The sequence below is a fragment of the Paraburkholderia rhizosphaerae genome (genome assembly GCF_004366595.1).
Taxonomy (GTDB): Bacteria; Pseudomonadota; Gammaproteobacteria; order Burkholderiales; family Burkholderiaceae; genus Paraburkholderia; species Paraburkholderia rhizosphaerae.
Genome location: NZ_SORE01000015.1, coordinates 86,774 through 106,254 on the forward strand (window position 1 = coordinate 86,774; position 19,481 = coordinate 106,254).

The 19,481-nt window shown below is 63.4% G+C and carries 21 protein-coding genes; 9 read left to right on the forward strand and 12 right to left on the reverse strand.

Annotated elements, in window-relative coordinates:
• Nucleotides 1-41: 41 nt before the first annotated feature.
• A complete protein-coding gene (lolD, locus tag BX592_RS20020; protein WP_134193705.1) occupies nucleotides 42-791 on the reverse strand; it encodes a lipoprotein-releasing ABC transporter ATP-binding protein LolD in 750 nt (249 codons plus the stop codon).
• Complete coding sequence (locus tag BX592_RS20025) at nucleotides 784-2,037, reverse strand: lipoprotein-releasing ABC transporter permease subunit (protein WP_134193707.1); 1,254 nt, start codon at nucleotides 2,035-2,037, stop codon at nucleotides 784-786. Before BX592_RS20025 ends, lolD begins: the two co-directional genes overlap by 8 nt.
• A gap of 411 nt (nucleotides 2,038-2,448) precedes the next feature.
• Here BX592_RS20025 and BX592_RS34515 point away from each other — a divergent pair, with 411 nt between their 5' ends.
• The 8 genes from BX592_RS34515 (at nucleotide 2,449) to BX592_RS20065 (ending at nucleotide 11,267) form a co-directional block, all read left to right on the forward strand.
• Complete coding sequence (locus tag BX592_RS34515) at nucleotides 2,449-3,354, forward strand: hypothetical protein (RefSeq protein WP_243849637.1); 906 nt, start codon at nucleotides 2,449-2,451, stop codon at nucleotides 3,352-3,354.
• Nucleotides 3,355-3,367: 13 nt separating this feature from the next.
• Complete coding sequence (locus tag BX592_RS20035) at nucleotides 3,368-3,739, forward strand: hypothetical protein (RefSeq protein WP_134193709.1); 372 nt, start codon at nucleotides 3,368-3,370, stop codon at nucleotides 3,737-3,739.
• A gap of 54 nt (nucleotides 3,740-3,793) precedes the next feature.
• Entirely contained in the window at nucleotides 3,794-4,093 is a 300-nt protein-coding gene (locus BX592_RS20040) for a hypothetical protein (protein ID WP_134193711.1), read from the forward strand.
• A 62-nt stretch (nucleotides 4,094-4,155) separates the two neighbouring features.
• Entirely contained in the window at nucleotides 4,156-5,280 is a 1,125-nt protein-coding gene (locus BX592_RS20045) for a regulator (RefSeq protein WP_134193713.1), read from the forward strand.
• 144 nt (nucleotides 5,281-5,424) lie between these two features.
• The gene (gene recJ, locus BX592_RS20050; protein ID WP_134193715.1) at nucleotides 5,425-7,140 is read left to right on the forward strand and encodes a single-stranded-DNA-specific exonuclease RecJ; all 1,716 of its coding nucleotides are present in this window, start codon (nucleotides 5,425-5,427) and stop codon (nucleotides 7,138-7,140) included.
• A 290-nt stretch (nucleotides 7,141-7,430) separates the two neighbouring features.
• Nucleotides 7,431-8,535, forward strand: a protein-coding gene (gene prfB, locus BX592_RS20055; RefSeq protein ID WP_134193718.1) for a peptide chain release factor 2 whose coding sequence is annotated in 2 segments (ribosomal slippage) — nucleotides 7,431-7,511 and nucleotides 7,513-8,535 — 1,104 coding nt in all. Because the reading frame shifts where the segments join, the coding sequence is not laid out codon by codon here.
• Between the two features lie 110 nt (nucleotides 8,536-8,645).
• Nucleotides 8,646-10,172, forward strand: coding sequence for a lysine--tRNA ligase (lysS, locus tag BX592_RS20060; RefSeq protein ID WP_134193720.1), 1,527 nt, complete (start codon nucleotides 8,646-8,648; stop codon nucleotides 10,170-10,172).
• A gap of 309 nt (nucleotides 10,173-10,481) precedes the next feature.
• Nucleotides 10,482-11,267 (forward strand): outer membrane lipoprotein, encoded by a 786-nt coding sequence (locus BX592_RS20065; RefSeq protein ID WP_134193722.1) that lies wholly within the window; start codon nucleotides 10,482-10,484, stop codon nucleotides 11,265-11,267.
• A 111-nt stretch (nucleotides 11,268-11,378) separates the two neighbouring features.
• On the opposite strand, the gene iscX is transcribed toward BX592_RS20065, so the two are convergent.
• The 10 genes from iscX to BX592_RS20115 form a co-directional block, all read right to left on the reverse strand.
• Nucleotides 11,379-11,576 carry a Fe-S cluster assembly protein IscX gene (gene iscX / locus BX592_RS20070; protein ID WP_007586799.1) on the reverse strand — a complete coding sequence of 66 codons (198 nt, stop codon included), beginning with the start codon at nucleotides 11,574-11,576 and terminating at the stop codon, nucleotides 11,379-11,381.
• A 15-nt stretch (nucleotides 11,577-11,591) separates the two neighbouring features.
• Nucleotides 11,592-11,933, reverse strand: a complete 342-nt coding sequence (gene fdx / locus BX592_RS20075) for an ISC system 2Fe-2S type ferredoxin (protein WP_134193724.1) — start codon at nucleotides 11,931-11,933, stop codon at nucleotides 11,592-11,594.
• Nucleotides 11,934-12,123: 190 nt separating this feature from the next.
• Nucleotides 12,124-13,995 (reverse strand): Fe-S protein assembly chaperone HscA, encoded by a 1,872-nt coding sequence (gene hscA / locus BX592_RS20080; RefSeq protein WP_134193726.1) that lies wholly within the window; start codon nucleotides 13,993-13,995, stop codon nucleotides 12,124-12,126.
• A 122-nt stretch (nucleotides 13,996-14,117) separates the two neighbouring features.
• Nucleotides 14,118-14,645, reverse strand: coding sequence for a Fe-S protein assembly co-chaperone HscB (gene hscB / locus BX592_RS20085; RefSeq protein ID WP_134193728.1), 528 nt, complete (start codon nucleotides 14,643-14,645; stop codon nucleotides 14,118-14,120).
• Between the two features lie 145 nt (nucleotides 14,646-14,790).
• Nucleotides 14,791-15,114, reverse strand: a complete 324-nt coding sequence (gene iscA / locus BX592_RS20090; RefSeq protein ID WP_134193730.1) for an iron-sulfur cluster assembly protein IscA — start codon at nucleotides 15,112-15,114, stop codon at nucleotides 14,791-14,793.
• A gap of 217 nt (nucleotides 15,115-15,331) precedes the next feature.
• Nucleotides 15,332-15,751 (reverse strand): Fe-S cluster assembly scaffold IscU, encoded by a 420-nt coding sequence (iscU, locus tag BX592_RS20095; RefSeq protein WP_134193732.1) that lies wholly within the window; start codon nucleotides 15,749-15,751, stop codon nucleotides 15,332-15,334.
• Between the two features lie 72 nt (nucleotides 15,752-15,823).
• Nucleotides 15,824-17,047 carry an IscS subfamily cysteine desulfurase gene (locus tag BX592_RS20100; RefSeq protein ID WP_134193734.1) on the reverse strand — a complete coding sequence of 408 codons (1,224 nt, stop codon included), beginning with the start codon at nucleotides 17,045-17,047 and terminating at the stop codon, nucleotides 15,824-15,826.
• Between the two features lie 93 nt (nucleotides 17,048-17,140).
• Nucleotides 17,141-17,674, reverse strand: coding sequence for a Fe-S cluster assembly transcriptional regulator IscR (gene iscR / locus BX592_RS20105; RefSeq protein WP_134193736.1), 534 nt, complete (start codon nucleotides 17,672-17,674; stop codon nucleotides 17,141-17,143).
• Between the two features lie 130 nt (nucleotides 17,675-17,804).
• On the reverse strand, nucleotides 17,805-18,290 hold the full coding sequence (locus BX592_RS20110) for a low molecular weight protein-tyrosine-phosphatase (RefSeq protein WP_134193738.1): 486 nt from the start codon (nucleotides 18,288-18,290) through the stop codon (nucleotides 17,805-17,807).
• Nucleotides 18,291-18,425: 135 nt separating this feature from the next.
• Nucleotides 18,426-18,662 (reverse strand): hypothetical protein, encoded by a 237-nt coding sequence (locus BX592_RS20115; protein ID WP_134193740.1) that lies wholly within the window; start codon nucleotides 18,660-18,662, stop codon nucleotides 18,426-18,428.
• Between the two features lie 278 nt (nucleotides 18,663-18,940).
• Here BX592_RS20115 and BX592_RS20120 point away from each other — a divergent pair, with 278 nt between their 5' ends.
• The gene (locus BX592_RS20120; protein ID WP_134193742.1) at nucleotides 18,941-19,414 is read left to right on the forward strand and encodes a hypothetical protein; all 474 of its coding nucleotides are present in this window, start codon (nucleotides 18,941-18,943) and stop codon (nucleotides 19,412-19,414) included.
• Nucleotides 19,415-19,481: the final 67 nt, after the last annotated feature.

Here is a 19,481-nt window from a genome sequence, read left to right on the forward strand (position 1 = left end):
GGTCCTCGCGGGCGTTTCGTTGTGCAGCGTTGCGTGGCAGGTCAGACCGGGACCGGCGGCTCCTCATACAGCACGCCATCGCGCAAGCGCATCACGCGATCGCAGCGCGCGGCGAGATCCTGATCGTGCGTGACGATCACGAAGCTCGTATCGAACGTGCTGGACAGTTCGAGCATCAGGTTGAATACCGTATCGGCGGTGCCGCCGTCGAGGTTGCCGGTCGGCTCGTCCGCGAGCACGCAGGCGGGCTTGGTGACCAGCGCCCGCGCGATCGCGACGCGTTGCCGCTCGCCGCCGGACAGTTCGCCCGGGCGATGCTTCGCGCGATGCGCGAGGCCGACCCGTTCGAGCATCGCGAGCGCTTCGCGGCGCGCGTCCTCCGTGGTCATCCGGCGGATGCGCAACGGCATCGCGACGTTGTCGACCGCGCTGAATTCCGGCAGCAAATGATGGAACTGATAGACAAAGCCGAGCGCGCGGTTGCGCAGATCGTTACGCTCGCGCTCGGAGAGCTTCGTGAACGGCTTGCCGAGCACCGACACCGTGCCCGCGCTTGGGTCGTCGAGGCCGCCCAGCACGTGCAGCAGCGTGCTCTTGCCTGAGCCGGACGCACCGACGATCGCGAGCTTCTCGCCGCGCCGCACCGACAGCTGCGTGTTGTTGAGCACCTGCACATTCAGGCCGCCCTGCACGAACGCCTTCGAGATGCCGGTCGCTTCGAGCACGTACGGGTGGACGCCGGTGGTATCGCTGGAAGCTTGCATGGCTTGCGGATTTGGACGGTCATTCATAGCGCAGCGCCTCCGCCGGACGAACCTTTGCGCCGCGCCAGCTCGGATAGAGCGTGGCGAGCGACGACAGCACGAATGCGATCACACCGATCTTGATCACATCGCCGGGCACGAGCTCGGACGGCAGCTCGCTGATGAAGTACACCGACGGCGGCAAAAACTGGACGCCGAGCAGATGCTCGATCATCGGCACGAGCCACGGAATGCTCCACGCGATCAGACAACCGAGCGCGACGCCGAGCGCGGTGCCGACAAAACCGATCGTGATGCCCTGCACGACGAAGATCTTCATGATCGAGCCGGGCTGCGCGCCGAGCGTGCGCAGGATCGCGATATCGGCCTGCTTGTTGGTGACCGTCATCACGAGCGACGACACCAGATTGAACGCGGCGACCGCGATAATCAGCGTGAGGATGATGAACATCATGCGCTTTTCGATCTGCACCGCGGAGAACCAGGTCTTGTTCTGCTGCGTCCAGTCACGGATATACAGGTCGCCGGACAGCGTGCGCGCGAGCTGATGCGCGACCTCCGGCGCGCGCTGCATGTCCTTGAGCCTCAGGCGCACGCCGGTCGGCGCGGGCAGACGGAACAGCGCCTGCGCATCGCGGATATTGATCAGCGCGAGCGTGCTGTCGAACTCGTAGTGGCCGGATTCGAACACGCCGACGACGGTGAACTGCTTCAGACGCGGCAGCATGCCGGCGGGTGTGATGGTGCCTTCGGGGGCGACCAGCGTGATTTTGTCGCCGGTCGTCACGCCGAGGCTGGCGGCAAGATCTGCGCCGACCACGATGCCGAAGTCGCCGGGGACCAGGTCCGCGAGCCGGCCGGAGCGCATTTCCTTGCCGATATCGGACACTTCCGGTTCCAGCGACGGATCGACGCCGCGCAGCGCGACGCCGCTCACCGCGTCCTGGCGCGTGAGCAGCGCCTGCGCCTCGACGTAAGGCGCCGCGCCGATCACTTCCTTGTTCTGACGCGCTTCCTTCGCGGTCAGTTGCCAGTCCGGCATCGAGCCGGTCGGCGAGAAGATTTCGACGTGCGCGAGCACTGACAGCATGCGGTCGCGCACCTCTTTCTGGAAGCCGTTCATCACCGACAGCACGACGATCAGCGCGGCGACGCCGAGCGCGATGCCGGACATCGACACGAGCGCGATGAACGAAATGAAGCCGTTGCCGGTCGTGCGCTTGCCGGCGCGGGTGTAGCGCCAGCCGATCTGCCATTCGTACGGAAGTTTCAAGCGAATCCTTGTCTGCGGGTTATGCGACTGCGGGGTACTGCGTCGGCGGCTTGTCAGGCGGCCGCGGCTGACTTCGACTGGCGGCCTGGCGGCCGTCTTCAGTGCGACATGCGACGGGCTTGCCGCCAGATGGTGCAAATATCGAAGTTTCCTGGCGGCTTGCAGGCCGCGCCGTAGTGGTTTGGCGCGAATTATGACGGATGGTTCAGCAACGCGACGAATTGCCGTCGCCGCTTTGATGAATCTTCAGTCTTGCCGCGTCCGAATTCGACCGCGAAGTTTGCCATACATTGTCGCCGAATCGGCTGAAGATGCGCTTGGCGGCCTATTGGCGGCCTATTTTGAGACGGTGGCGCGGGTAGTATCCGCGATCGGGGTCGCATCCGGTCCCGTTTCGCTATGGGAGCGCCGGTGGGAACTGAACTCAGAGTGGATTCGTGGTACCGGTACATGCTGTACAAGCGCGAAGCTTACTTGCGGAGCGTGATTGCGTCGGAGGAAGAGCGCAAGGAGATCGATGTGGGGCAAAAGTTCGCGTTAGCGGCCTACCCTGACATCTGGGCCGACGACGCGGAACTTGTCGAACGCGTGAGGCGGTTTCTTGGCGACAACTTCTATTGGCACGAGCGCCTCGCAAAGGCGGGGTCTGCGCTGGAGGTTATCGAAACGCTACTGCATATGGTGAGAGGTGGGTCGGTGGTCGTGATTCCTGAGCACGCGCCGCCGGTTGCCGGTCTCGCATGGCCGCCTCGCAAACCGCAGGCGTCGTCGTTCTGGGGTGTCGATAACTACGACGCAGCGCTCGACGTGCCGGTCATGGACCGCTATCGTGCGCAGCTTGTGCGCCTTGAAGCCGAACGCACCCCGTGGAGCGAAGTGTCGTCGATGATGGATGACATCAACGGACGGTTCATGCATGCGGCGGTGCTTGCTGACCCGATTGGCACGTTGCCGGTGTTCGCGAAGGCTGGGTGGGTTAGCAAGTATGGGTTGCCGGATTTGTCGGGGTATGGCACAGAGATAGTCGACGGTACCAGCGCCTTACTTACCGATGCGATGCCGTTCGAGTATTTCCCGAGTCAACCGGTCGGCGAAGCATTTGATCTTGCCAAGACGCCGAACGACGGTACACCGGGCACGTGGTACACAAACCCCGGAAGCGGACAAATGCGGCTATATGGTGCCGACGGAAAGCCTGCGGTCGATTTGGACTTTGATCACTCTCACAACGGTCTACGGCCGCATGCCCACAATTGGGGGGGCGGCGTTAGGGCTGGCGGCAACGATGTAGTGCCATTCAGCCCGTGGAGACCTTAATCGGATATTGACAATGGACATCCTTGAAAAGTACGAATCGTTTCATGACTGGTATCTGCTTGGCGTCGCGGTGGACATGGACAAACAGGTCGTCGATCTCCAGTTGATTTTCGACAATAAGATCGACCGCGTCCGTCTGCGGTTCAAAGGCGCCACTCGATGCCTCGTCGACGACTTTCTGATTCAGAACATCATCTATTCGATGGAGGTGTTGAGCGTTCACGAATCAGATGCCTACAAGCAAGCGTTATCTCGCCTCGATCGGTCGTATCCGTGGGGAAAAGACCAGCCGCTGAAGAAAATCGCATCCATACAGGCCACGCTCGGCGCTGAATTGCTGGTGGAGTTCGAATCTATGGAAGCCGTACCCGAAACTGAATCATGACCGTATCGAAGACGATGAAGATCAGACTGCCGTTGCCCATCGCAGCCGACATCAATGAAAGACACTGAAATCGCGTTCATCAGCTTTTACGATGAAGACACGCAACAAGTGAAATTTTGCGTCGTTCCGCGCTCGCGGGTCCGACTTGTGATCGACTCGGCGTTAGCGTTGCCCATTCCGCCGGACGCCCCAGGCGACGCAGCAGTGCAGATAACAGATGAGGATGCCCGCAAACTGGGTGCTATGGCCTTGCTGTGCCATACAAAGCGCCATCCCGAGCTTCGCGACCGATTGCGCATCACGACCGAGGCGCCTCTGGAGTGGGCGCCTCTAACACCTCCTTCGACGGAGTAAGGCAACCCACGTCGTCAATCCCGATCCCCCGCCGGTCGATCCCGCAGACAGATTGCCCTACAATGCGCACCATCATGCCTGCCAACCGCCTTCACCTGCTTATCCCATTCGCGCTGCCGTCCGCAGCCGACGCGTCCACCGCCCTGCACGATCTCCAGACTCCCGCGTTCGACAAGCTGATCGCGCGCGCGACACTCGTCGAGCGGGTCATTGGCGAGGACTTCCAGCGCACGCTGCCGCATGAGCGTTGGGTCGCGCGTCAGTTCGGTGCGTTGTCTGCCTCCAACGCGTCGACGCCGACAGGCGCCGCAACCGTCGGCACCTCCGCCGCCGACGAAGCGCCGCTCGCGCCATACATGCTGCTCGCCGACGGCGGCAATCCGGGCACCGCAACGTGGGCCTGCGTCCAACCCGTCCACGTACGGATCGCGCACGACCATCTGGTGCTGATCGACCCCGCGTCGCTCGAGCTGTCCGACGACGACGCCGCAACGCTGCTGGCCGTCGCCCGCCCGCTGATCGAAGACCTCGGCGTGCGCATCGAAGCGCCGCAGCCGTCGCGCTGGTATCTGTCGAGCGATGCGTTCGGAGCACTGGCCGGCGCGTCGCCGCTGCGCGCAAGCGGCCGCAACATCGAGATCTGGCTGCCGCACGAAGCGCACACCGGCGAACGCTCGCGCGCGTGGATGAAGTTGCAGAACGAAGTGCAGATGGCGTGGTTCGAGCATCCGGTCAACGAAGCGCGCGAAGCGCGTGGGCTGCCCGCGGTCAATTCGATCTGGTTCCATGCGCAAGGCGTCGCGCGTCCGGTGACGAGCCCGTTCGCCCGTGTGCTGTCCGATGCCGCCGCTACGCGCGGCCTCACGCTCGCCGCACGTGCTGCGACGGGCGCGCCGCCGTCCACGTTTGCCGACGCGCAAAAAAACGACGCCGCCACCGCACTCGTCGAACTCGACCCGTTCTCGATCCCATATATCTCGCAGGACTGGGCGAACTGGAACAGCGCCTTCGCCGCGCTCGAGCGCGACTGGTTCGCGCCGGCGCTCGCCGCGCTCGAAGCAGCTGAACTCGGCGAACTAGGTCTTACGCTATGCGGCGACACCGGCTCCATCACGCTGGCAATCTCGCGCGGCGACCTGCGCAAATTCTGGCGGCGGCGCCTGTTCGCTTCGCTTTTTATCGAATGACCGGCCACGCCTGAGCGTTTCCATGAACGTCGCCCGTACCCGCAAGATTCGCCGCATCCGCGCCGCCGCCCGCCGTGCGATACGCGTGGCTTGCGTGCCCGTCACTCTCTTTGCCCGAGGCCGCTTCGGCGTCCCTTTCACCGCATGATTCGCATCGTTACCCGCGCGTGCCCACCCGCCGACGCCGAAGCCCTCACCCGTCATGGCCTGCATCCGGTGCTCGCGCGTCTGTACGCGGCGCGCGGCGTCTGCCTGCCCGATGAAATCGAAACCGGCCTCGCGCGCCTCGTGCCGCCGGCCGCGCTGCGCGGCTGCGACACCGCCGCCGCGTTGCTCGCCGACGCGATTCAAACCAACCGCCGCATGCTGGTCGTCGCGGACTACGACTGCGACGGCGCCACCGCCTGCGCGGTCGCCGTGCGCGGACTCCGGATGTTCGGCGCGCAGATCGACTACCTGGTGCCGAATCGCTTCGAATACGGCTACGGCCTGACGCCCGAGATCGTCGCGCTCGCCGCCGCGCGGCCGGATGGCAAACCCGATCTGCTGATCACCGTCGATAACGGCATCGCAAGCGTCGACGGCGTCGCCGCGGCCAACGCGCTCGGCATCGACGTGCTGGTCACCGACCATCACCTGCCCGGCGACGCGCTGCCCGCCGCGCGCGCAATCGTCAATCCGAACCAGCCAGGCTGCACCTTCCCGAGCAAATGCCTCGCCGGGGTCGGCGTGATGTTCTATGTACTGCTCGCGCTGCGCGCCGAGTTACGCCAGCGTCGCGCATTCGGCGACGCGCGTCCCGAGCCGCGTCTCGATGGCCTGCTCGATCTGGTCGCGCTCGGCACGGTCGCCGATGTCGTAAAGCTCGACGGCAATAACCGCGTGCTGGTCGCGCAAGGCTTGCAGCGGATCCGCAACGGCCGCATGCAGCCCGGCATCGCCGCCCTCTTTCGCGCGGCGGGCCGCGATGCGCGCAGCGCGTCCGGCTTCGATCTGGGTTTCGCGCTCGGTCCGCGGCTCAATGCGGCCGGGCGTCTCGCCGATATGTCGCTGGGCATTGAGTGCCTGACGACCGACGATGTCGGCCGCGCGTGGCAACTCGCGCAGCAACTGGATGCGATGAACCGCGAGCGCCGCGAAATCGAAGCCGGCATGCAGCAGCAGGCGCTCGACGACCTTTCCACGGTCAATCCCGACGGCGCCGCGACCATCGCGCTGTTCAACGCCAGCTGGCACCAGGGCGTGATCGGCATCGTCGCGGGCCGGCTGAAGGAAAAATTCAACCGGCCGTCGTTCACGTTCGCGCTCGCCGACGACAGCGGCACGCTGATCAAAGGCTCGGGCCGTTCGATCGCAGGCTTTCACCTGCGCGACGCGCTCGATCTGATCTCGAAGCGCGAACCGGGTCTGATCGTGCGCTTCGGCGGCCACGCGATGGCGGCCGGCATGACGCTTGCCACCGCCGACTTGCCGCGCTTCGCGGCCGCCTTCGAAGCGGTCGGCCGCGAATGGCTGACCGCCGACGCGCTCGCGCGGACCGTCGAAACCGACGGCGATCTTGAAGATGCGTACTTCACGCCTCAATTCGTCGAGATGCTCGACGCGGCCGTTTGGGGTCAGGGCTTTCCCGCGCCGCTCTTTTCCGGCGAGTTCGACGTGATGTCGCAGGCGCTCGTGAAGGACAAGCACCTGAAGCTGCAGCTCGTGCGCGGCCGCCAGCGCTTCAACGCGATCTGGTTCAACCATACCGAGACGCTGCCGGCACGCGCGACGGTCGCGTACCGGCTGTCGCGCGATACGTGGAACGGCGTGTCGCGTGTGCAACTGATCGTCGAACACGCGCTCGGCGACGGCGCCTGACGCGTTTTCGTCCGGCGGCCGGCGCATCGGCGACGCCCGTGCAGACGGCTACGCCAAGGTGCGCGACGCCGATGCGCGACGCCGGGAGCTACGCCCATGCGCGGCACCAAATGCCCCAGCGCGCGGCATTCGCGAAACACGCGCAGCGCATGCACCGCATACCGTGCCGGATTACGCATCGAATCCCGATAAATTCGCCGCCAATCCGCGCGCCATCCTTGGCTTGCAGGCCGGCACCGGCCGTCGATCGGCTATAATTTCACCTTTTTACGAAGCCTCAAAAGATCGACATGGAAGCGGAACGTCTCAACGCGATCGAAGCCTCTCTCGCGGACCTGCGCACGCGCGCGGGCGAGCTACGGGGGTATCTTTGACTACGACGCCAAAGCGGTAAGGCTCGTCGAAGTCAACCGGGAACTCGAAGACCCGAACGTCTGGAACGACTCGCAGCACGCACAAGCACTCGGTAAGGAAAAGAAGCTGCTCGAGGGTGTCGTCGACGTGCTGTCGTCGCTCGATAACGACCTGCGCGATACGCAGGACCTGTTCGACATGGCCCGCGAAGAAGACGACGAAGCGACGCTCGTCGCGTGCGATGAAGACGTCGCGAAACTGCAGGCGCGCATCGAAGACCTCGAATTCCGCCGGATGTTCTCGAACCCGGCCGACCCGAACAACGCGTTTATCGACATTCAGGCCGGCGCCGGCGGCACCGAAGCGTGCGACTGGGCGTCGATGCTGCTGCGCCAGTATCTGCGCTACTGCGAGCGCAAGGGCTTCAAGACCGAAGTGCTCGAGGAATCGGAAGGCGACGTCGCCGGTATCAAGAGCGCGACGATCAAGGTCGAAGGCGAATACGCGTACGGCTATCTGCGCACCGAAACCGGCATCCACCGCCTCGTGCGCAAGTCGCCGTTCGATTCGTCGGGCGGCCGCCATACGTCGTTCTCGTCGGTATTCGTGTACCCGGAAATCGACGATTCGTTCGAGATCGAAGTCAACCCGGCCGATCTGCGCATCGATACGTTCCGTGCGTCCGGCGCGGGCGGTCAGCACATCAACAAGACCGATTCGGCGGTGCGCATCACGCATATGCCGAGCGGCATCGTCGTGCAGTGCCAGAACGATCGCTCGCAGCACCGCAACCGCGCGGAAGCGATGGCCATGCTGAAGTCGCGCCTGTACGAAGCGGAAATGCGCAAGCGTCAGTCCGAACAGGACAAGCTCGAAGCGGGCAAGTCGGATGTGGGCTGGGGCCACCAGATCCGCTCGTACGTGCTCGATAACAGCCGCATTAAAGACCTGCGCACCAACGTCGAAATCAGCAATACGAAGAGCGTGCTCGACGGCGATCTCGACGCGTTTATCAGCGCGAGCCTGAAACAGGGTATTTGAGTTGCAGATTCTTCGGCGCGGCGTGAAGCGCTGCGCCGCGTGTTTTGATCGCGGGTGGCGGCGAACAGCGTTCGCACGGCCCGCAAGCCTCCCGCATACCGACCATCATCATGACCGAACCGACGACCCAGACCACCGCCGCGGCCGACGACGACAACCAGATCATCGCGGAACGCCGCGAAAAGCTGCGCGGGCTGCGCGAGCAAGGCGTCGCGTACCCGAACGATTTCAAGCCGACCCACCACGCCGCCGATCTGCAGACGCAGTACGCGCAAGCCGACAAGGAAACGCTCGAAGCACAAGCACCCGCTGTCGCGCTCGCTGGCCGGATGATGCTCAAGCGCGTGATGGGCAAGGCGAGCTTCGCGACGGTGCAGGACGGCTCGGGTCAGATCCAGTTCTTCGTCACGCCCGCTGACGTCGGTGAAGCGACTTACGAAGCGTTCAAGAAGTGGGACCTCGGCGATATCGTCGCCGCGCGCGGCGTGCTGTTTCGCACGAACAAGGGCGAGTTGTCGGTGCGCTGCACGGAACTGCGTCTGCTGTCGAAGGCGCTGCGGCCGCTGCCGGACAAGTTTCATGGCCTCGCCGATCAGGAAATGCGCTACCGGCAGCGCTACGTCGATCTGATCGTTACGCCGGAAGCGCGCAAGACGTTTGTCGCGCGTACGAAGACGATCGCGTCGATCCGCAAGTTCATGTCGGACGCGAGCTTCATGGAAGTCGAAACACCGATGCTGCACCCGATTCCGGGCGGCGCCGCGGCCAAGCCGTTCGTCACGCACCACAACGCGCTCGATATGCAGATGTTCATGCGCATTGCGCCCGAGCTCTATCTGAAGCGGCTGATTGTCGGCGGCTTCGAGCGCGTGTTCGAGATCAACCGGAATTTCCGTAACGAAGGCGTGTCGCCGCGCCACAATCCGGAATTCACGATGATGGAGTTCTACGCCGCGTACACCGACTACAAGTGGCTGATGGACTTCACCGAGCAATGCATCCGCCAGGCGGCCATCGATACGCTCGGCACCGCGACGATCAGCTATCAAGGTCGCGAGCTCGACCTGTCGAAGCCGTTTCATCGGCTGACCATTACGCAGGCAATTCTCAAGCACGCACCGCAATACGCGGAAGCACAATTGTCGGACGCGGCGTTCCTGCGCACGGAACTGAAGAAGTTCGGCGTCAACACGTCTGAGCCGAAGTTCCTGAATGCGGGGCTTGGCTCGCTGCAACTCGCGCTGTTCGAAGAAACCGCCGAATCCCAGTTGTGGGAGCCGACCTACATCATCGACTATCCGATCGAAGTATCGCCGCTCGCACGCGCGTCGGATTCGGTCGAAGGCATTACCGAGCGCTTCGAACTCTTTATCACCGGGCGTGAAATTGCGAACGGGTTTTCGGAGCTCAACGATCCGGAAGATCAGGCCGCGCGCTTTCGCAAGCAGGTCGATCAGAAAGACGCCGGCGATGAAGAAGCGATGTACTACGACGCGGACTATATTCGCGCGCTCGAATACGGGATGCCGCCGACCGGCGGCTGCGGCATCGGCATCGACCGTCTGGTGATGCTGATCACCGATAGCCCGAGTATTCGCGATGTGATTCTCTTCCCCCACCTGCGTCGCGAAGACTGACACGGCAAGTGAGCGCGCGCACTACGCTCGCGCGTTCGCAGTGCGTTTACCACCGATCGCCCGCATACGGTCGACGCCGTATGCGGGCGTTGTCTTTTGTGCACGCAGGCTGATCGTTTGTAACTATCGGTAAGAACTGCGAGTACGAAGTGCGACGCGCGTGGCCAGGTGCCGCACATCGCGCGACTGGCCAGGCCGCCGTTCGTTCGGCACAGAACACGTTACAAATTGAAACCCCGCATCAGGCCGGTTGTCGGACACTGTATGCATGATCAATGGCCGACTCTGTTCGAGAGACGGAGGCCCAACATGGACAATCCAAACAAAACATCTTCTTCACCCTCCTCGTCACCGCGCCGCCTCCATCCGCTCATCGCAACCGCGGCGGGTGCAGTGATCGTCGCCAGCCTCGCGGCCACCGCCGCGATCACCGGCCTGTTCCCGAAAGCGTCGAGCGATAGCGCGCAATCGAATCAGACGCAAAGCGCGCAGATCGCTTCACAGTCCGCCTCACAGTCCGCCTCACAGTCCGCTTCACAGTCCGCTTCACAACCTGTGGTCGATACCGCGCAGCCGGCTAATCCGGCGCAATACGGGCAGCAACAGCCGCAAGAACCGCAACAGGCCGCGCCGCAAGCTCAGCCGCAGCCGGTGCCCGTGCCGGTTCCGGTTCCCGCGCAACAAGCGCAGCAGCCACAACCGGCACCTGTGCAGCCGCCCCAGCAATACGCACCACCGCAGCAGGCCGCGCGCCCAGCGGTGTGCTCGACTTGCGGCACCGTGGTCGCGATATCGGAAGTCAAGCAGGAAGGCCACGGCACCGGGATCGGTGCGGTCGGCGGTGCCGTGGCCGGTGGCGTGATCGGCAACCAGTTCGGCAGCGGCGGCGGGCGCACCGCGATGACGCTACTTGGCGCGGTTGGTGGCGGCTTCGCCGGCAACTCGGTCGAAAAGCACCTGCGCACGACGACCAGCTATTCGGTCCGCGTGCGAATGGAGAACGGCAAGATGCGCTACTTCACGTATCACCAGCCGCCGCCGTTCCAGCAAGGCGAGCGCGTCCGAGTCGAGAACGGCACGCTGGTCGGCGGTTAACCGGGCGCGGAGCACTCCGCGAAATGCAAAAAGGCGATTCCATCCGGAATCGCCTTTTTGTTTGCCGCTTGCGTACCGCGCGTCGCGTCGTCACATCGTTGCGCAGCGAAATCAATAGTCCGCGTCTTCGATCCACGCCGCCTGGATGGCTTCGAGAATTTTCTCGTTCGACCGGTTCGGGTCGTCGTCAAAGCCGTCCAGCTCCATCACCCAGCGATGCAGATCGGTGAATCGCACCTGTTGCGGATCGATCTCCGGGTGCTTGTCCGTCAACGCCATCGCGATGTCCTGCGTATCGGTCCACTTCATGGCTGCGCACTCCTGTTAGTGATTTTCCTTCGCGTGATTGATCGAGTAGCGCGGAATTTCGACGACCAGGTCGTCGCTTTCCGGCACGATCGCCTGGCAGGACAGCCGTGACTCGCGCTCGAGCCCCCAGGCCTTGTCCAGCAGGTCGTCCTCGTCTTCCTCGGACGGCACGAGCGCATCGAAGCCCTCGCGCACGATCACATGACATGTGGTGCACGCGCATGATTTCTCGCACGCGTGCTCGATTTCGATCCCGTTCTCGAGCAGCGTGTCGCAGATGCTCTTACCCGGCACGGCGTCGATCACCGCGCCTTCCGGGCACAGTTCGACGTGAGGCAGTACAACGATTTGAGGCATAGGGGTTCCGCTTGATACGGTTTGATGCCGCGCTCCGAACCAGAGATACCGACCCAATGCCGACCTCGATATCGACATGAGGGCGACCTGGTGAAGTCCGGCAGCATCCTGTTATTTTACTGACAGCGCGCGCCATTTTGGCACGCGCCCCGTGATACACGCTGGCTCGATCGTCAGAAGCCGGGCGCGATCAGATCTCGTCGAGCTTGCGGCCCGCGAGCGCGCGACGAATGCCTTTATCCATCCGGCGTGCCGCGAATTCGTCCGTCCCCGCCGCGAGCGCTTTCGTCGCCGCGTCGACCGCATCGACGTCGTCGCTCTGCGCGACGTTGCGCAATGCCACGAGCAGCGTATCCAGCGCGCTGCGTTCGTCTGCATCGAGCAATTCGCCATCCGCGGCGAGCGCCGCGTCGGTCGCTTCGATCATCCGCTGCGCGTCGACCTGCGCTTCGCGCAGCGCGCGAGCGCGCATGTCGACTTCCGCCGCGCTAAAGCTGTCTTCGAGCATCCTCGCGATATCGTCGTCGGCAAGACCATACGACGGCTTCACGACCACCGACGCCTCGACGCCCGAATGCTGCTCACGCGCGAACACCGATAGCAGACCGTCCGCGTCGACCTGGTAGGTCACGCGAATCCGCGCCGCACCCGCCGCCATCGGCGGGATGCCGCGCAGTTCGAAGCGCGCGAGCGACCGGCAATCCGACACCAGTTCGCGTTCCCCCTGCACCACGTGGATCGCCATCGCCGTCTGGCCATCCTTGAATGTCGTGAAATCCTGTGCGCGCGCGACCGGAATCGTCGAATTGCGCGGGATGATTTTTTCAGTCAGGCCGCCCATCGTTTCGACGCCGAGCGACAGCGGAATCACGTCGAGCAGTAGCCATTCGTCGCCATCGGCGCCGCGGTTGCCGGCCAGCAGGTCCGCCTGGATCGCCGCGCCAAGCGCGACGACCTGATCCGGATCGAGATTGATCAGCGGCGGCTGGCCGAAGAACGACTCGACGGCGCGGCGAATCACCGGCATGCGCGTCGCGCCGCCCACCAGCACCACACCCTTGATGTCGGCCGGCGTCACCTTCGCATCGCGCAGCGCCTTGCGCGTCGGACCGAGCGTGCGCTGCACCAGCGCTTCGGTGACGGCCGCGAACGTGGGCTCGTCGATCGTCTGATCGAGCCGCACGCCGTTCGATAGCGTGACTTCGAGCCTGGCTTGCGGCGCGCTCGACAGCGCCTCCTTCGTCGTGCGCACGGTGTCGAGCAGCAGACGCACGTCTTCAGGCGTCAGCGTTTGCGGCACGATGCCCGCCCGCGCGAGCACGTGACGATACAGCGCATGGTCGAAGTCGTCGCCGCCGAGCGCCGAATCGCCGCCCGCCGCGAGCACTTCGAACACGCCCTTCGTGAGCTTCAGGATCGACAGGTCGAACGTGCCGCCACCCAGATCGAACACCGCGTAGAGTCCCTCCGCGCCGTTATCGAGCCCGTACGCGATCGCCGCGGCGGTCGGCTCGTTCAGGAGGCGCAGCACGTTCAGACCGGCCAGTCGCGCGGCGTCTTTCGTCGCCTGGCGCTGCGCCTCGTCGAAATACGCGGGCACGGTGATCACCGCCCCGACCAGTTCGTCGCCGAGCGTATCTTCGGCGCGTTGGCGCAGCGTCGCGAGAATCTCCGCCGACACTTCGACCGGACTCTTCACGCCGTCGACGGTCCGGATTTGCACCATGCCGGGCGCGTCGACGAAATCGTACGGCGCGTTCTCGGCGCCTTCCACTTCGCGCTTGCCGCGGCCCATAAAGCGCTTGACCGACACGATCGTGTTGCGCGGGTCGCTCGCCGCTTCGGCCTTTGCGATGCGACCGATGCGGCGGCCGCCCTTCTCCAGATAGCGGACCACCGAAGGCAGCAGCGCGTGTCCGTCCTCGTCGGGCAACACGTCGGGCACGCCGCTGCGCACCGCGGCGACCAGAGAGTTGGTCGTGCCGAGATCGATACCGACTGCGAGACGCCGTTGATGCGGCGCGGGCGCCATGCCGGGTTCAGAGATTTGCAGTAAAGCCATCTGGAGTCTTCTTTGGGGAACGTTGCGCCCCCGTGCTGGATTATTTGCGTTTGCGGGAATGTGACGACGGCGGTTTGCGCGGTGGGCGATCACGCAGTTGCGCGTGATCTCTCGCGCAACAGTCAGTTCTCGAGCTTCTCGATCTGCGCGTTGATTTCCGATGCGACCCGCTCGATAAACATCAGCTGTCGAACCGCTTCGCTGGCCGCCTGATCCGAGCCGCTATCGAGCAGTGCCGCGAGCTTCGAGAAGCGAACGCGTTCTTCGTCACGTAGTTCGGCGAGCAACGCGTCGAGCTCGCCGGCGTTTTTCGCGGCCGCCGCATCTTCGATGCGTTCGCGCCACTCCATCTGCTGCATCAGGAACGCGGGTTCCATCGCCGTGTTGTTTTCGGCGCCGACGTCGATGCCGCGCAGCGACAGCAGATAGGTCGCGCGCTTCAGCGGATCGCGCAGCGTCCGGTACGCCTCGTTTGCGCGCGTCGCCCATTGCATCGCAATTCGCTTTTGCGCGTCGCCGGCGGCGGCGAAACGGTCCGGATGCACCTGTGCCTGCACGGTGCGGTATGCGTCGTCGAGCGCCTGCGTGTCGAGCGCGTATTGCGCCGGAAGTTCAAACAGGTCGAAGTGACTGTCGTTCAGCGTTGCCATCGGGATACTTTGTCTGTCGAAAGCGTGCTTAAGTCGCCGCAAAAAATGGCGGCGGGCAAATCGGCCAACGCAGCGGTTCGGCCTTCACGCAGCCGCGAATTGAAAAAAGGCGGCACAGGCCGCCTTTTCGATCCTTCCCGCTTGCTCACACGCGGAACGACTCGCCGCAGCCGCACTCGTCCTTGGCGTTCGGGTTGTTGAACCTGAAGCCTTCGTTCAAGCCTTCCCGTGCGAAATCGAGCTCGGTGCCGTCGATATACGCGAGGCTCTTCGGATCGACGATGACCTTCACACCGTTGCAATCGAACACCTGATCTTCCGGCGCGAGTTCATCGACGTACTCGAGCTTGTATGCGAGGCCCGAGCAGCCGGTCGTGCGGACACCGACTCGCAGCCCGACGCCCTTACCGCGCCGGGTCAGATACTTCTGCACGTGTTGTGCTGCCTTTTCGGTCAACGTAATTGCCATAGCGTTTCTCATTGCGCGACGCGTTGAGTGTTCATTGCGCCGCGACCCTGCCTGCGTTCAAAGCTTCGCCTTCCGCGATCCCGGGTCGCCTGCGCAACTGCGTTGCGCGCGTCGGCCACCGCCTACCTTCTATTTGCGATCGCACGATCGGCGATTCAACCCAGGGCGAGCATCGCGCGTTCACGCCGCACGCCCCGCTGCGCTGCTGCTGCGCCGCTCAAGCGGCCTGCTTGTCGCCCGCGGGCGCCGTCGCTTCACTGCCGTGACGCTGCTTGTAGTCGGCGACCGCTGCCTTGATCGCGTCTTCCGCGAGAATCGAACAGTGGATCTTCACCGGCGGCAGCGCCAGTTCTTCGGCGATCTGCGTGTTCTTGATCTCGAGCGCCTGATCCAGCGTCTTGCCCTTCACCCACTCGGTGACGAGCGAACTCGATGCGATCGCGGAGCCGCAACCGTAGGTCTTGAACTTTGCGTCTTCGATCACACCGTCCGCGCCGACGCGAATCTGCAGCTTCATCACGTCGCCGCACGCCGGCGCGCCGACCATGCCGGTGCCGACCGTATCATCGTCCTTCGAGAACGAGCCGACATTGCGCGGGTTTTCGTAGTGATCCAGAACCTTGTCGCTATAAGCCATGTTTACACTCCTTGATTCGATTCAACCTGCGTTCTTTTCAACCGGGTCTTCCGACGTTTTCCACGCGGCGCGTCAGTGCGCGGCCCACTGGATCGTCGTCAGATCGATGCCGTCCTTATGCATTTCCCAAAGCGGCGACAAGTCGCGCAGCTTCGCAATTTTCGTGTTCAGCAGGTTGATCACGTAGTCGACTTCCTGCTCCGTCGTAAAGCGGCCGACGGTGAAACGGATCGAGCTGTGCGCGAGTTCGTCGTTGCGGCCAAGTGCGCGCAGCACATACGACGGTTCGAGCGACGCCGACGTGCACGCCGAACCCGACGACACCGCGACATCCTTGACCGCCATGATCAGCGACTCCCCTTCGACGAAGTTGAAGCTGATATTCAGGTTGTGCGGCACGCGCTGTTCCATGTCGCCGTTCACATACACTTCCTCGATCTGCGACAGGCCGCGCAGCAGACGATCGCGCAGCATGCGGATGCGCTCGTTCTCGGTGGCCATTTCCTCGCGTGCGAGCCGGAACGCTTCGCCCATGCCGACGATCTGGTGCGTCGCGAGCGTGCCCGAACGCATGCCGCGCTCATGGCCGCCGCCGTGCATCTGCGCTTCGATGCGCACACGCGGCTTGCGGCGCACGTACAACGCGCCGATGCCCTTCGGGCCATACGTCTTGTGCGCGGAGAACGACATCAGGTCGACCTTCAGCTTCTGCAGGTCGATTTGGACCTTGCCGGTCGCTTGCGCGGCGTCGACGTGGAAAATGATGCCCTTCGAACGGCAGATTTCACCGATCGCCTCGATGTCCTGCACCACGCCGATTTCGTTGTTCACGTGCATCACCGACACGAGAATGGTGTCGGGGCGCAGCGCGGCCTTGAACACCTCGATGTCGATCAGGCCATCGTCCTTCACATCCAGATACGTGACTTCAAAGCCTTCACGCTCGAGCTCGCGGCAGGTGTCGAGCACGGCCTTGTGCTCCGTCTTTACCGTGATGATGTGCTTGCCCTTGCTCTTGTAGAAATGCGCGGCGCCTTTGATCGCCAGGTTGTCCGACTCGGTCGCGCCCGACGTCCAGATGATTTCGCGCGGGTCCGCGTTGACGAGCGCGGCGACGTTTTCGCGCGCTTGCTCGACCGCGCGCTCCGCGTCCCAGCCGTATGCGTGGCTGCGCGACGCGGGGTTGCCGAACTGCTCACGCAGATACGGAATCATCTTGTCCACCACGCGCGGGTCGACCGGCGTCGTCGCGCTGTAGTCCATGTAAATGGGCAGGTGGGGAATGTCGTTATTCATCAATCGCTCCGGGGACATCGTTACTTTTAGCTGCCAGGTTCATGTGCTGCCGAGCCGCCGTACGCTATGCGTGCGTTTTGACGGGACGCTGTTTCACGAACCGGCCATATTGAAAACGGAATTCGGCCCTTTCGGCACGACTCGCGTCGGCTCGGCCGCGGGCGCTTCGGTGCGCCGGTCGCGCAGCACCGCGGACGGCGTCGCTTCGCGAGAACGCTGCTGATCGACCAGGTCTTTCAGCGAAACCGAATCGAGGTACTCGACCATCTTCTGATTCAGCGTCGACCACAATTCGTGGGTCATGCAGTGGCCGTCGCGCTGCTTCGTGCCTTCGCACGTGCCTTTGCCACCGCATTGGGTCGCGTCGAGCGGTTCGTCGACCGCGATGATGATGTCGGCTACCGTCACATCTTCCGCACGGCGCGCGAGGTTGTAGCCGCCGCCCGGACCGCGCACGGATTCGACGATCTCGTGACGGCGCAGCTTCCCGAACAGCTGTTCAAGGTAAGACAGGGAGATATGCTGGCGCTGGCTGATACCCGCAAGCGTCACCGGGCCCTGCTCCTGGCGCAATGCCAGGTCAATCATCGCCGTGACGGCGAAACGGCCTTTCGTGGTGAGTCTCATGATGTGTGGGAACCGCAATTCTCGACAAGTTTGGTCAAGTATAAATACATGACCAATATAGTCAAGTATCCCTATCTCGATTTTGGTTATTTGCTTAAAAATTTCGCGGCCGCACGATGTCGCGTTGCGGCTAGCCAGCGCTTAGCTGATTGCCGAGTGCCGCGATCAGGCCCCGGCATGCGGCCTCGCACTGGTCCAGCACACGGTCGAAACCCGCCGCGCCGCCAAAATAGGGATCGGCGACCTCGCGCGTATCCGCTTGCGGCGCGAATTCCATCAGTAGACGGATCTTGTCGCGGTACATAGGGGGACAGATCTTGCTCAGCGCGTCGACGTTCGCGTCGTCCATCGCGATCAGCAGGTCGAAACGCTCGAAATCGCTCGCGGTCATCTGGCGGCCGCGCAATTGCGACAGATCGTAACCGCGCTCGCGCGCCGCCTGTTGAGCGCGCTCGTCCGGCGCTTCACCGATGTGCCAGTTGCCGGTGCCCGCCGAATCGACGATCACGCGGTCCGCAAGTTTCGCTTCAGCCAACTGATGTCGCATCACTCCTTCGGCGGTCGGCGAGCGGCAGATGTTCCCCAGACACACGAAGCAGACGGCAATGGTTTTCATTCGATAGCTTGTTGGCGAGCCATGATGGTTTGTCGGCTCGCGATGCGTGTCGATGGGCGGGGCGGCGCTCGAACACCAATGGACGCCCGCAAGGCTGGCGCGATTATACAAAGCAGCGCACGACCGCGCGGCGGCTTACAGCGGCTGGGTCTGCAAGGTCACGTTGGTATGCGCGGCTTGTGCCGCCCCCTGGTGTTCGTCGTCGACGAATCCGTATGACACCGTACGGGCCAACTCGGCGGTCACTTCGCTTGCCGCGAGCGGCGCCGCACCAGCGTGCTTCACAGCACTGCTGCACAGATGCAGGAACGCAACCGCAGCAAGCGGCACAACGATCGCCAGAGGCCAGTACATCGATATTGTCTTTTTCATGATGGCGTTCTCTCAATAGGTAAAGGCAAAGCAGGCACGCAGCCCACTTTGCCTTGATGAAATTATAGATAAGGACACAATCCGGAAAAACCCGCCCCAAAGGAATAGACCGTTCTGTTTACGTGAACAATATCGCGCCACAGGTCAACGCACAGAGAACGTCGAACGTTGAGTCGAGCGGCGAAAGGAATCCTTACAAACACATACAAAGGTAACGATGCATTGTGGGAGGATGAACTGACTTACTTGAACCTTGCATCGTTAAGCGAGCTGACTCGATGAACCCGCGCACTTCTGTACTTTTAATCTCCGCCGCCGTTGCGGCCGCGCTGTGTGGCGGTTGCGCGGTTTATCCTAATGCACCGCCCGCGTACGGCTATGGCTTCGAGGATGGCGGCTATGGTGGCTATACCGGCTACGACACGTACGGTTATGGATACCCGCCTGCGCAGTCGAATGTGTACCTGGGGTTCGGCGGGTACTCGGGACCCAATTATCGGGACCCGTACTGGGGACGAGGCTATCGCAACCACGGCGACTGGAATGACGGCAGGCACTCGGGCGGAGGGGGCAATCCGCACAACACGCAACCGGCTCCGCCGCCTCCGCGCGCGGGTGGCGGGGGCGGCGGCGGCGGTGGCGGTCATCCTCCGCCACAGGCAAACCATGGAGGTGGCGGTGGCGGACGGGCTCCAGCCGGGCGGGCCGTCGATGTGTCGCCCAACAATGGATCGCGGATTACCAACCATTAACGGAACGGCGGGCCACCGCGCCTGATCGTTCAGCCGTTCAGCCGTTCAGCCGTTCAGCCGTTCAGCC